The sequence below is a fragment of the Methylorubrum podarium genome, assembly GCF_022179745.1.
In the GTDB taxonomy this organism is placed as follows: Bacteria; Pseudomonadota; Alphaproteobacteria; order Rhizobiales; family Beijerinckiaceae; genus Methylobacterium; species Methylobacterium podarium.
The window spans coordinates 1-11,864 of the sequence record NZ_BPRD01000526.1; the positions used below are offsets into that span (position 1 = coordinate 1).

10 protein-coding genes and 1 pseudogene are annotated in these 11,864 nt (G+C 68.8%); 7 read left to right on the forward strand and 4 right to left on the reverse strand.

Translation table 11 applies throughout. The features are described 5' to 3' along the window. The first annotated feature begins 136 nt into the window (after positions 1-136). The 4 genes from MFF42_RS22705 to MFF42_RS22720 all read left to right on the forward strand — a co-directional run bounded on the left by MFF42_RS22705 (position 137) and on the right by MFF42_RS22720 (position 3,988). Positions 137-373, forward strand: coding sequence for a type II toxin-antitoxin system PemK/MazF family toxin (locus MFF42_RS22705; RefSeq protein WP_306423554.1), 237 nt, complete (start codon positions 137-139; stop codon positions 371-373). Between the two features lie 9 nt (positions 374-382). Beyond that, entirely contained in the window at positions 383-1,027 is a 645-nt protein-coding gene (locus MFF42_RS22710) for a glutathione S-transferase family protein (RefSeq protein ID WP_238257951.1), read from the forward strand. 214 nt (positions 1,028-1,241) lie between these two features. Continuing rightward, complete coding sequence (locus MFF42_RS22715) at positions 1,242-3,011, forward strand: N-acetylglutaminylglutamine amidotransferase (RefSeq protein WP_238257952.1); 1,770 nt, start codon at positions 1,242-1,244, stop codon at positions 3,009-3,011. Between the two features lie 137 nt (positions 3,012-3,148). Then, positions 3,149-3,988: a class II glutamine amidotransferase gene (locus MFF42_RS22720; RefSeq protein ID WP_238257954.1), complete on the forward strand. Its 840-nt coding sequence runs from the start codon at positions 3,149-3,151 to the stop codon at positions 3,986-3,988. Positions 3,989-4,030: 42 nt separating this feature from the next. Here MFF42_RS22720 and MFF42_RS22725 read toward each other — a convergent pair whose 3' ends face one another. Further along, the gene (locus MFF42_RS22725) at positions 4,031-4,777 is read right to left on the reverse strand and encodes a sigma-70 family RNA polymerase sigma factor (protein ID WP_238257956.1); all 747 of its coding nucleotides are present in this window, start codon (positions 4,775-4,777) and stop codon (positions 4,031-4,033) included. A gap of 286 nt (positions 4,778-5,063) precedes the next feature. Here MFF42_RS22725 and MFF42_RS22730 point away from each other — a divergent pair, with 286 nt between their 5' ends. Together MFF42_RS22730 and MFF42_RS22735 are read left to right on the forward strand one after the other, a co-directional pair. Then, positions 5,064-7,031 carry a cytochrome C oxidase Cbb3 gene (locus tag MFF42_RS22730; protein WP_306423555.1) on the forward strand — a complete coding sequence of 656 codons (1,968 nt, stop codon included), beginning with the start codon at positions 5,064-5,066 and terminating at the stop codon, positions 7,029-7,031. A gap of 130 nt (positions 7,032-7,161) precedes the next feature. After that, positions 7,162-7,428, forward strand: coding sequence for a hypothetical protein (locus MFF42_RS22735; RefSeq protein ID WP_238257959.1), 267 nt, complete (start codon positions 7,162-7,164; stop codon positions 7,426-7,428). Positions 7,429-7,870: 442 nt separating this feature from the next. On the opposite strand, the gene MFF42_RS22740 is transcribed toward MFF42_RS22735, so the two are convergent. From MFF42_RS22740 to MFF42_RS22750, 3 genes are read right to left on the reverse strand one after another with little or no spacing between them, the layout of a single operon-like run. Beyond that, positions 7,871-8,917 (reverse strand): sensor histidine kinase, encoded by a 1,047-nt coding sequence (locus MFF42_RS22740; protein WP_238257961.1) that lies wholly within the window; start codon positions 8,915-8,917, stop codon positions 7,871-7,873. Then, positions 8,914-9,360: a response regulator gene (locus tag MFF42_RS22745; protein WP_238257963.1), complete on the reverse strand. Its 447-nt coding sequence runs from the start codon at positions 9,358-9,360 to the stop codon at positions 8,914-8,916. The genes MFF42_RS22740 and MFF42_RS22745 overlap by 4 nt, the downstream gene beginning before the upstream one ends. Before the next feature lie 2 nt (positions 9,361-9,362). Further along, entirely contained in the window at positions 9,363-11,261 is a 1,899-nt protein-coding gene (locus tag MFF42_RS22750; RefSeq protein WP_238257964.1) for a sensor histidine kinase, read from the reverse strand. A gap of 362 nt (positions 11,262-11,623) precedes the next feature. On the opposite strand from MFF42_RS22750, the pseudogene MFF42_RS22755 reads away from it, so the two are divergent. Beyond that, positions 11,624-11,864, forward strand: a pseudogene (locus MFF42_RS22755) (hypothetical protein); the annotation flags it as partial.

Sequence of the window (11,864 nt, forward strand, 5' to 3'; positions counted from 1 at the left end):
CGACCGGCTTGTCGGCGAAGCTCGCGTAGTAGCCGGCATCCTCGCCGGTCAGCAGCACGTGCCAGCAATGGTGCAGGTCGTCGGCCCACTGCGCACTGTGAAGGAGCGGCCGGCCCTCGTCGTCTCCTTCGCCGAAATGCATACGCTGACGAAGCGCGCCGTCATTTGCCCCGTCACCAGCAATCTCGATCCCTGGCCGACCAAGGTGTTCCTGCCTGAAGGGCTCGGGGTGAGAGGTGCCGTCCTCACGGATCAGATCCGGTCGATCGATCGGCAGAATCGGATTCTTCGCCGCATCGGCTCAGTGCCGAGCGCCGTGCTCGCTGATGTCCGGCATCAGCTCGCACTCATCCTTGGCCTTCGCACCGAGTGAGTCGCCGTCATGACCGCCCGCACCCTCTACTACGCCTCCGGCGCCTGCTCGCTCGCCTCCCACATCGTGCTGGAGGAGATCGGCGCGCCCTACGAGACCGTCCGCCTCGACCTCGCCAAGGGCGATCAGCGCGCACCGGAATATCTCGCGGTCAACGAGCGCGGGCGCGTCCCGGCGCTCTACGAGGACGGCTGGGTCCTCACCGAGAGCGCGGCGATCCTGCGCCACCTCGCCCGCTCGCATCCGGAGGCCGGATTGCTGCCGCAGGACCTGCGCGGGCAGGCGGTCGCCGACGAGTGGATGGCGTGGCTCTCGACCGGGCATCAGGTCGCCTACGCCCATGTCCGCCGGCCGGAGCGCTACAGCGCCGACGAGGCCGCCTTCCCCGAAATCCGGGCCAAGGGCGCCGACACCTTCGGCGATCTCTGCACCATGACCGAGGTGCGTCTCTCGAACGGCGGCTGGGCGCTGGGCGAGGGCTACAGCGTCGTCGATCCCTACCTGATGGTGTACTGGATCTGGGCCCGCGGTCCGGTCATCGGCTTCGACATGCCGGCCCGCTTCCCGGCCTGGACCGCGCATGCCCGCCGCATGGCCGAGCGCCCGGCGGTTCGGGCGGTGTTCGCCCGCGAGGGGCTGAAGCTCCCGGCCTGAGGCGCCCCCACCGCCTCGATCCGCCGGTGAGGTCCCGAGGGGGATCACCCGGCAATGGCTCGAAAATCGCTTGGTCGGACCGACCGGAGCGGACGTGCCGCGCGGCATCGGACGACGATGAGGGTTTCGCCGGCGGCAGGGAACGGGCCGGGCGCCATCCGGTTCTGACGCTCAGGTTCGGACACCGAGGACGAGACGAGGACGGCCGGCGACGATGTGCGGTATCTGCGGAGAGATGAATTTCGGCGGCGCGGCCGATCCGAACGCCGTGCGGGCGATGATGGAGGTTCTGCGCCCCCGCGGACCCGATGCCGGCGGCCTTCACGGCCAGGGCGGCGTCGTGTTCGGCCATTGTCGCCTCAAGATCATCGACCTGTCGGAGGCCGGCCAGCAGCCGATGATCGATGCCGAACTCGGCCTCTCGATCGTCTTCAACGGTTGCATCTACAACTACAAGGATTTGCGCGAGGAGCTGACGGCCAAGGGCTACCGCTTCTTCTCGACCAGCGACACGGAGGTCGTGCTCAAGGCGTTCCATGCCTGGGGCCGGGACTGCGTGAAGCGCTTCCTCGGCATGTTCGTGTTCGCGGTCCACGAGCGCGATTCAGGCCGCGTCACGCTCGCCCGCGACCGGCTCGGCATCAAGCCGCTCTACTACGCGGAAACCGGCCGTCGCTTCCGCTTCGCCTCCTCGCTGCCGGCCCTGCTCGCCGCGGGGGAGGTCGATACGACGATCGATAAGGTGGCGCTGCACCACTACATGAGCTGGCACGCGGGCGTGCCGGCGCCGCTGACGATCCTCAGGGGCGTGCGCAAGGTCCACCCGGCCACGACCCTGACCTTCGAGCCCGACGGCTCGCGCCGGGAAGAGACCTACTGGACGCTGACCGTGGGCCCGCGCGCGGAAGACCGCCACATGAGCGAGGCGGATTGGCGCGCGGCGGTGCTCGACTCCCTTGGCACGGCGGTCGCCCGCCGCCAGATCGCCGACGTGCCGACCGGCGTCCTGCTTTCGGGCGGTCTCGATTCGTCGGTGATCGTGGCACTTCTCGCCCAAAACGGCCAGAGCGGGCTGAAGACCTTCTCCGTCGGCTTCGACGCGGTGAACGGTGTCGAGGGCGACGAGTTCAAGTACTCCGATATCATCGCCGAGCGCTTTGCGACCGACCACGCCAAGCTCGTGGTGGACGGCTCGCGCACGCTGGAAGCCCTGCCGACGGCGATCCATGCCATGGCTGAGCCGCAGATGAGTCACGACGCCGTGGCCTTCCTGCTGCTGTCGCAGGAGGTCGCCCGGCACGTGAAGGTGATCCAGAGCGGTCAGGGCGCCGACGAGGTGTTCGGCGGCTATCACTGGTACCCGAAGCTGATGGGCTCGACCGATCCGACGGGCGATTACGCCCGCGCCTATTTCGACCGCGACCACGCGGAGATGCGCGAGGCCCTGACCCCCGACTTCGTCGACGAGGATTACAGCCGCGACTTCATCGCCCGCTTCTTCGCCGAGTCGCGGAGCACGAGCGCCATCGACAAGACCCTCGACCTCGACCAGCGGATCATGCTGGTGGACGACCCGGTCAAGCGGGTCGACAACATGACCATGGCCTGCGGGCTCGAGGCGCGGGTGCCCTTCCTCGATCACGAGCTGGTCGAACTGGCCGCCCGGATCCCCGCCGAGCTGAAGGTGCGTGACGGCGGCAAGTTCATCCTTAAGGAGGCCGCCCGCGCCGTCGTGCCGGCGGAGGTGATCGACCGGCCGAAGGGCTATTTCCCGGTCCCGGCCCTGAAGCACATCCGCGGGCCGTTCATGGACTTCGTGCGCGACGTGCTGGATCGTCCGGCCGCCCGGGAGCGGGGGATCTTCAACCGCGCTTACGTCGATCGCCTGCTCGCCGATCCCGACGGGACGCTGACGCCGAAGGGCAATTCCAAGCTCTGGCAGGTCGCCCTGCTCGAAGCGTGGCTGCAATCGCACGGCATCTGATCGGCCGCTCCCGCGTTGCACGCATGACCCGTCGCGCCGGAAGCCCCCCGGCGCCGGGCTGCGCTCAAGGTGACGCGGATTCTCCACGATCATCCCCGATGCGCGATGCGCTGGAACGCTGCGGGAGACTCGAAACGATGTGTCGCTGGATCGCCTATCGAGGCCGCACGATCCCGCTGGAGCATTACGTGACCGAGCCGGCGCATTCGCTGGTCTCGCAGAGCATCAAAGCGCTCGAATCGACCGCGAGTACCAATGGCGACGGCTTCGGCCTCGGCTGGTACGGAGACCATCCCGAGCCCGGCCGCTTCCGCGAGGTGCAGCCGGCCTGGTCCGACGAGAACCTGCGCTACATCTGTCGCCACCTCCACTCGCACCTGTTCTTCGCCCATGTGCGCGCGGCGACCGGCACGCCGATCACCCGGCCGAACTGCCATCCCTTCGCCTGCGGACCGTGGCTGTTCATGCATAACGGCTATGTCGGCGACTGGTCGCGGCTGCGCCGGCCGATCGAGGCGCTGATCCCCGACGAGCTCTACCCGTCGCGCAACGGCACCACCGATTCCGAGGCCCTGTTCCTCGCCATCCTCGGGCAAGGCCTGATGGCCTCGGAAGTGAAGCGCGATCCGATCACCGCCACGGCCCTGGCGCTCGCCAAGGTGACGGAGTTGGTCGGCGGCATCGAGGGCGGCCACCCGTTCCGCTTCACCGCGGCGCTCGCGGACGGGCGCGACCTCTACGCCTTCCGCTACGCGGCCAACGACGCGGCCAACAGCATGTATTACCGGCAGTCGCCGGACGGCGTCGTCGTGGTCTCCGAGCCGCTGGACAAGGAGCACGCGACCTGGACGCCGGTGCCGGACAACAGCGTCGTCATCGCCCGCAAGGACGCGTTGGTCGAAGTCGTCTCGCTGAAAGAGTTCGGCCTCGCCCGGACCTCGCGCCTGCCTCAGCTGCAATTGCAGATGAGCGCGTGACGCGGGACGGTGCCGGACACGGCACCGTTCGGAGGCGGGCGTCTACGCCATCCAGGTCGAGCCGCCGACGGCAGAGAGCGTCATGCCGTCGGAGCCGACATCGGCGGCGCTGTAGCCGAGGATCTGCGCGAGCTGCTCGCGGGCGCGCCAGACACGGCTCTTCACTGTGCCGATGCGGCAGTTCATGACCGTCGCCGCTTCCTCGTAGCTAAGGTTCTCGATCGCCACGAGGATCAGCGCCTGCCGCATCGGCAGGGGCAGTTTGGCGAGCGCCGTCTGCGCATCCATCAGATCGACATGGCCCGACTGCTCGGGTGCGGCGGCCAGGCGCTCGGCGTAATCGCCATCGCTGTCGGCGACCTCGCGGACCTCCTTGCGGTGGCGCGAGTAGAAGGCGTTGCGCATGATCGTGAACAGCCACGCGCCGAGATTGGTGCCGACGGTGAAGCGCGAGCGGCTGCGCCACGCCCGGAGGAACGTGTCCTGCACGAGGTCGTCGGCGGCCGACGGGTTCTTCGTCAGCGACATGGCGAAGTTGTAGAGGCGCGGCGTCATCTCGATGATGGCGGCTCGGAACGTCTCTTCGTCCTTGCCCTCCTGGGCGACGAGCACGCTCTCCAACCGGGCCAGCAGAGCGTCGAAGCGACCGGCTTCGGCGCTCGGGTTGCCCGGCATTCCCGCATAGGCTTCGGCGAGGAGGGCTCCAAGGCGTTGTTGGACGTCGGGGGGGAGCGTCGGCACCTCACCGTCGAGAGGCAAGGCGATGGCGTCGAAGGCAGTCTTTGGCATCAGGTCCTGTGGCAGGTCACGGACTCAAACGGGGCTTGCGCCCCGGCGCCGGATTAGTCCCGCGATTTGCATGCTCCCGCGCCAACATAGATTATCAGTGCTCAAAAGAGCCGGGCGCTGTGCATAGGCATGTGAAGGGTTCAAAAATCCCCTCGTGCGCATCGTATGTGCCGCATCGAAACCAGCCTCGCCTACGTTATTTTCAGTCGCAACGAACGAAAGTTCGAGAAAGAAGTTTTCTCGACGCGTTTTTTTTTCCTCATTGCCTCGAGGAACCTACGCCCTAATGGCTTGGCCACTTCGTGTCGTCCTGATCTCCGCGATTGCGGGAGGGGCCGTTCTTTCCGCCGGATCCTTGGTCCGCTTCAGTCACGCACCGATGCCCGATGATGGCGAACTGCTGAACCCGGAACGCTATCCGCTGCGGACCGCCTACGACGTTCTCGGCCGCCGCGTCGGGCAGGAAGAGGCGCAGCGGCTGAACGCCACACCCGAGGGACGCGCAGCCCTCTCCGCCGCGAACGGCGCCGTCGCGATCGATGACGCGCTGGTCAGGCGCGGCCGGGAGGCCTTCTATCGCGAGACCTTCGGCAACGAGGTCTTCCTCTCCGACGTGATGGGAATGCTCGACGGCGGCCTGACGCCCTACGAGGTCGCCCGCGCCATCCTCCTGCTCGGGGGCGGCGGCACCACGAACCTCAAGGTCCGCATGGCCCGCGACGTGACCGTGGGCGACCGGGTCTGGAAGACGGGTGAGCTGGTCCCGACCGGCCTCGACGTCGCGCGCGGCTCGGCCTTCATCCTCGGCATCCGCACCTTCTACGACCGCGGACGCCTGCGCATGGGGATCACTTGCGCGCTCTGTCACGCGGCGGTCGATCCGGCCTCCGGCAAGGTGGTGGAGGGTGCGCCCAACACCGACCTCAATGCCGGCCTGCTCATGGCGCTCGCGAGCAATACGACAGCCTACTTCATGCATGGCAGCGCCGACCCATCCGCCCATCCCGGCGATCCGGCACGCGGCGTCGCGGTCGAGGGGGGATCGAAGATGTCCCTCCCCGACCGGGCCGGGTTCGAGGCCGCAGCCAAGGCCGAGGTCGCGAGCTGGCCCGCCGGCAGCTTCGATTCATCGGCCGATCGCGAGACCAACCCGACCTCGATCCCCTCGAGCTTCTCGGCCTACGGCGAGCCCTACAGTTGGAGCGGACGCGCCGGGATCGGGCCGTTCAAGGGACTGTCGGCGCTCAACAACAACGTCCACGCCGCCAACTCCGACACGACGCAGCAGACGCAAGCCGCGAAGACCCTGTTCGGGCTCGATCCGGAGGTCTATCTCGGCACGGTCCTTCAAGGCGCGGCGGCACCGGACCTGCGCTACGACCCGGATTCCGGTCGGCGCCCGACCGAGCTGCTGAGGGCCGCCGACCCGACACCGGGCGCGCCGGGCCTCAACAGCTACGCGGTGCTGCCGAGCTTTCCTGCCACCAACTACATGACCGACAACGGCCTTCTGGCCTCGGTTCCTGGGGAGGCGGCCAATTACGCCAACAACGCGATGTCGGCCTTCCAGAATCTCCTGCGCGCACCGCAGGCATCGGCCGGTGGCGACGAAGAGCGGGTGAGGCGGGGCCGCGCGGTGTTCGAGCGGGTCGGCTGCGCCGGCTGCCATTCCGGACCGGCGCTCAGCAACCACCGGGTCGTTCCCGTGCAGGAGATCGGTACGCAGCCGAGCCGAGCGCGTTCGACGGTGCGGATGGAGGCGCGCTTGGCTCCGCCGGCGATCTTCGCGACCGACACGCCCTTCCCGCTCCCGCCTGATCCGAAGCTCGTGCCGATCCCCCTCGCCGGGGAAGAACTCAAGCAGGTGCAGCTCGCCTGGGGACATGCCGGCACCAAGGGCGGTTACAAGGTGCAGAACCTCGTCGGTCTCGCCTGGAGCGCGCCCTATCTCCACGATTCCGGCGTCGCCGTCGGTCCCGACGCGGAGAGGCAACTCGGCGTCCCCGGAACGCTCGATGCGGGTATCCTGCCCGATCCGGCCAACAGCTTGAGAGCCCTGGTCGACCGCGGCCTGCGCGCGAAGGTCGTGGCCGCGAACGCGGCCTCGCAGAAAGCGCGGATGGCCCGCGTCACGGGCGAGGGCCATGCCTATTGGGCGGATGCGGAGGCCGGGATCTCCGGCGAGGAGCAGGCGGCCCTCGTCGCCTACCTGCTGTCGATCAACCAGTTGACCGAACCGGTTCCGGTCCCGTGATCACCCGGCAGGCCGGATCTCCTGCGACGCATCGTCTTCCGCTTCCGAGGTGACGGGAAGCGGTCGGCATGGGTTAATCTCGGAACGGCCGGCCTCGGCGGCCCGAACCGCACGCGCGAGAGTCCGAACCATGAGAGCCTTGGACTTGCTCCCGCTCCTGGCCTTCCTGGCGCCCCTGCCGCCGATCCGCCCGGAGCCGCCCTCTTCCCCGCGGATGCCGGAATGGTTTCCCGCCTTCATCATGGGCATGACCGTGTTCATCATGGTCGCGCCGATGATTGCGATCTGGGGCTTCCACCGGTCCGAACGGTCGTTCCGATCGACCTGCGAGGCGGCGGGCGGACAGGTCGTGCGGGCGTCGCTCGCCGACGAGGCGGTGCGCTGCCGCCGATTCTAGTCAGTCGCGCCGGCCGAGCCATACGTCATGGATGCGGCCGATCACACGGTTTCCGGTCGATCGCCTGGGTCAGGCATCGCCTGTTCCCTCCCCTTGCGAGGTGGGGTTCGGGGTGGGGGACTGGACCGCACTCGTCAGCCAGACACCGGATCCGGGATCCGTCCCGCCAGCGGCCCCCGCACCGAGCCCTCCCCAAAAAGAAGCCCGCACCGGCGGGCCGGGCGGGTCGAAGTCTTGGGAGAAACAGGCAGCAGTCCTGTCGTTCGGGTAACCTGAGTCGAGCGGCGCGGTTCATCGCACCGGACGGGAAAACATCGTTCGAGACGACGCTCCGAGCCTCCATCCGGAGCGAGCATCCGGGATACGCCTGCCGCTCGGTCACTCGTCGATCCGCCGGCGGTCCCGGAACCTCGCCTCGTCCCGTCGAAACGATCGACGGGCGTCAGATCTGGAAGGACAGCACGGCCCGCGTTCCGATCCGGCCGGGGACGTAGGTCAGGGCCGAGCGCAGGTTGGAGGCCATCGCCCGGATGATGCGCGAGCCGAGGCCGGTGCCCTTCGCCGCGCCCTCCCCCGTCCAGCCGATGCCGTCGTCCTCGACGGCGAGCTGCAGCGTATCGGGCCCGTCCCGCGTGACCTGGACGCGGATCTCGCCCGGCGTCTCGGACGGGTAGGCGTATTTGTAGGCGTTGGTGACCAGCTCGGTGACGACGACGCCGAGGGACACCGCCTTGTCGGTGGCGAGCCGGATCGGCTCCGCCTGAAGCCGGATGGCGTGGTCGCGGCCGGATGCCTTCATGGCGAGTTGCAACTCCTCGACCAGCCCGGCCAGGTAGGCATCGAGCTCCACCGCCTCCACGTCCTCCGAGGTGTAGAGCCGGCGATGGATGCCGGCGATGGCCGAGATGCGGGCCTGCATCTCTTCAAGGGCCTGCTTGGCGGCCGGGTCCGCAACCGCGTTGGTCTGCATCCGGGCGAGCGCGGCGACCAGAGTCAGGGAGTTGGCGACCCGGTGGTTGACCTCGCGCAGCAGAAGCTCCGCCCGGTCGCGCGCCTCGCGGACGGCGGCTTCCGCCCGCTCCTTGTCACGCCGCAACGCCTCCTGGCGCAGGGCCGTATCGATCGCCTCTCCGAGCAGCTCGCGGAACTGTCCCTGAAGATCCTTCCAGACGTAGTCGACAGCGCCCGCCTTGAGGGCCGCCACGGCGACCCGGCTGTCCTCCGAGCCGGTCACGTAGATCACCGGCGGCGCCTCCGGCAGGGCGCGGAGCCGCGGCAGCAGGTCGAGCCCGGTCCGGTCGGGCATGTGATGGTCGAGGGCGATGAGATCGACGCCGCCGACCTGCGCCCGCGCCAGCCCGGCCTCGCCACTTTCGGCCAACTCGACGTGATAGCCCCGCGCGCGGAGCGAGCGCTGCACGAGGCGCCCGAGGCCGGGATCGTCGTCGATATAGAGGATGCGGGCCGAGGCCGGGCCTGTGTCGGTCATGAGTTCTCGGGAACCTGGATGACCGAGAAGAACAGCCCGAGCTGACGGATGGCGTTCGAGAAGCCTTCGTAGTTGACCGGCTTGGTGATGTAGACGTTGGCGCCGAGATCGTAGCAGCGCTGGATCTCGCGGCTGTCGTCGGTGGTCGTCAGGACGACGACGGGCGAGCGCCTGGTGTGCGGGTTGGCCTTGATCCGCTCCAGGATGTCGATGCCGGTCATGTCCGGAAGGTTGAGGTCGAGCAGGATCAGCAGGGGGCGCCGGCCGCTCGCCTCGCCGGTCCCGTCGGCACCGAACAGGAACTCGAGCGCCGTGGTGCCGTCGCGGAAGGGCACGATCTCGTTGTTCACACCCGCGCGGCGGATGTTGCGCTCGATCAGCCGGGCGTGACCCTCGTCATCCTCGATCATCACGATGCTGACGGCGTGGAAGGGCGGCTGCATGGTCACTCCGCGGCCAGGGACATCGTCTCGGGTGGATTCGACGTCGCCGCCTCGCCTCGGCCTGTAACCGGCTCGCGGGGCAGCGTCACGACAAAGGTTGTTCCGATGCCCGGCCGCGAGGAGACCTCGATCCGGCCGCCGAGAGCGCGCACCAGTGCCTTCACGCTGGCGAGCCCGATCCCCTCCCCCGGCTGATCCTGCGCGCCGGAGCGCCGGAACAGTTCGAAGATGCGGCCGTGATCCTGGGGTGCGATGCCCCGGCCGTTGTCGGTGACGGTGTAGCCGACCCGGTTGCCGGGCGCGGATCTCGCCGTGATCGCGATCTGACCGGGCCGGGCCGGATCGAGATATTTGAGGGCGTTGTCGATGAGGTTGCCGAACACCTGCTCGACGGCCAGACGGTCCGCCACGATGTCGGGGAGAGAATCCGACACCGTCACCGTGGCCCCCTTGCGGTCGGCCTGATGGCGCTGGGCATCGGCGATGCCGCGGACGAGGCGCGTCATCGCGAGCGGCTCCGGATCGAACCGGCGCCGCCCCTCCCGCGAGAGCTTCAGGATCGCCGCGATCAGCCGCTCCATCTTGATGACCGCCGCCTGGATGAAGCCGAGCGCCTCGGCGATGTCGTCGTCGATCCGCGCGCCCTGCGGATGATCGCGCAGAAGCCCGCGCAGCTCCTCGCGCACCGCCTCCAACTCGCTCGTGAAGCCCATCACGTTGACGAGCGGCGCCCGCAGGTCGTGGCTGACGATGTAGGCGTAGCGCTGGATCTCCTCGTTCGACTCCCGCAGCTCGGCCTCGGCCTCGCGCTGCTCGGTGATGTCGGTGTGGACGCCGACCCACTCGCGGATGGCGCCCTGCGCGTCCAGCACGGGGACCGCGCGGATGGAGAAATGCCGCCACAGCCCGTCCCGGGCCAGCACGCGGTGCTCGTGGACGAAGGTGCCGCGGGTGGCGACCGTCGCGTTCCAGGCCTCGACGCTCGCCTGCCGGTCGTCCGGATGGACGGCGTCGGCCCAGCCGAACCCCTCGTACTCGGCGCGGCTCTGCCCGGTCAGCGCGGCCCAGCCGGGCTGCTCGCCGGCCATCCGCCCCTGCGGATCGTTAGTCCACAGCACGCCGCGCACGGCTCGCACGGCGGCTCGAAACCGTTCCTCGCTCGCCCGCAACTCGCCCTGGACCCGCTGCTGGTCGAAGGCGGAGGCCAGCATGGCGAGGAACAGGATGACGAAGGTGACGCCCGCGACGTAGAGGGCGAGGTTCTGCTGACCGACGCTGGTCGCGGCGAGATGAGCGGAATGGGCGCCCGCATCCTCCGCGCTGATCGTTGCCGCCGCCATGCCGGTGTAATGCATTCCGGCCACCGCCACGCCCATGACCAGGGCGGCCACGAAACGCTGCCAGACACCCGTCGGCTGGAAGGTCAGCCACAGGGCGACGGTCGCCGCCGCGACGGCGATCCCGACGGACAGGGCCACGATGGGCACGCTGTAGGCGAGATTGCCGGGCATCCGCATCGCGGCCATCCCGGTGTAGTGCATCGCGGCCACGCCGATCCCCATGACGGGCCCGGCGACGAGGACGTCCCAGCGGCCGGCTTCCCTGCGGCCGACCCAGGCCAAGGCCGCGCCGGTCACCCCGATGGCGATCAGGAGCGACAGCAGCGTGTCGCCGAGGTCGTAGGCCGCGGGGAGGCCCATCTCGAAGGCCAGCATCCCGACGAAATGCATCGACCAGATCCCGCCGCCCATGGCGAGCGCGGCACCGAGGAGCCACGCCCAGCGCGATCCCGATCCGGCGCCGCGCATGCGTCCGCCGAGGTCGAGCGCGGTGTAGGAGGCGAGCACGGCGATGGCGAGGGACAAAGCCACGAGAGCCGGGTTGTAGCCGGTAGGAACCATCGTCGTATCGAAACTCGGGGACCGAACGGTTGCGCGTCGCGGGCGTCGCCGGATCGGCTCCGCAGGTCGCAGCGATGCGAGCCGGGCGCGGCACCACCGCCCGAGACCGAATAAAGTTACATCGCTCCGGCGTGGGACGCCATCGCGTCGGCCTGTGATCCGAGGCGCGTTTCCGTGAGGCGAAGATTCCTCGAGCCGCGTGCGTCGCCGGCCGTGCACAACCTCCCGATCTTGTGAGACCACCTTAGGTGAGTGCCGGATGCGGTGTTGGACGAAGGGCCGCATAATCCGGCAACCTGAGCGATGAGTACCGGATACGGATGCGGACACTTCAGCCGAATCGCCTCGTCACCACCCTTCTCATGCCCGCGCCGGTTCACGCGCCGCCCGATGAGAGACAGGCTGCCGATCCTCATCACGTCCATGAGGAACCGCTCAGGCTCGCGTCGAGCGACCCCGAGGCCGGCGATCCGTTCCGGCGCAAGCTCGCGACCTACGTGGAGCTGACGCCCGGCGACATCCGCGAACTCGACGGCTTGGCGGCGAGCGGCCGCCGCTATCCGGCGCAGACCCCGCTCCTCCATCAAGCAGATGGGGTGGATG

Coding starts and splice junctions, on each gene's coding strand:
- MFF42_RS22705 (WP_306423554.1), top strand. CDS start 137: ATGCATACGCTGACGAAGCGCGCCGTCATTTGCCCCGTCACCAGCAAT.
- MFF42_RS22710 (WP_238257951.1), top strand. CDS start 383: ATGACCGCCCGCACCCTCTACTACGCCTCCGGCGCCTGCTCGCTCGCC.
- MFF42_RS22715 (WP_238257952.1), top strand. CDS start 1,242: ATGTGCGGTATCTGCGGAGAGATGAATTTCGGCGGCGCGGCCGATCCG.
- MFF42_RS22720 (WP_238257954.1), top strand. CDS start 3,149: ATGTGTCGCTGGATCGCCTATCGAGGCCGCACGATCCCGCTGGAGCAT.
- MFF42_RS22725 (WP_238257956.1), bottom strand. CDS start 4,777: ATGCCAAAGACTGCCTTCGACGCCATCGCCTTGCCTCTCGACGGTGAG.
- MFF42_RS22730 (WP_306423555.1), top strand. CDS start 5,064: ATGGCTTGGCCACTTCGTGTCGTCCTGATCTCCGCGATTGCGGGAGGG.
- MFF42_RS22735 (WP_238257959.1), top strand. CDS start 7,162: ATGAGAGCCTTGGACTTGCTCCCGCTCCTGGCCTTCCTGGCGCCCCTG.
- MFF42_RS22740 (WP_238257961.1), bottom strand. CDS start 8,917: ATGACCGACACAGGCCCGGCCTCGGCCCGCATCCTCTATATCGACGAC.
- MFF42_RS22745 (WP_238257963.1), bottom strand. CDS start 9,360: ATGCAGCCGCCCTTCCACGCCGTCAGCATCGTGATGATCGAGGATGAC.
- MFF42_RS22750 (WP_238257964.1), bottom strand. CDS start 11,261: ATGGTTCCTACCGGCTACAACCCGGCTCTCGTGGCTTTGTCCCTCGCC.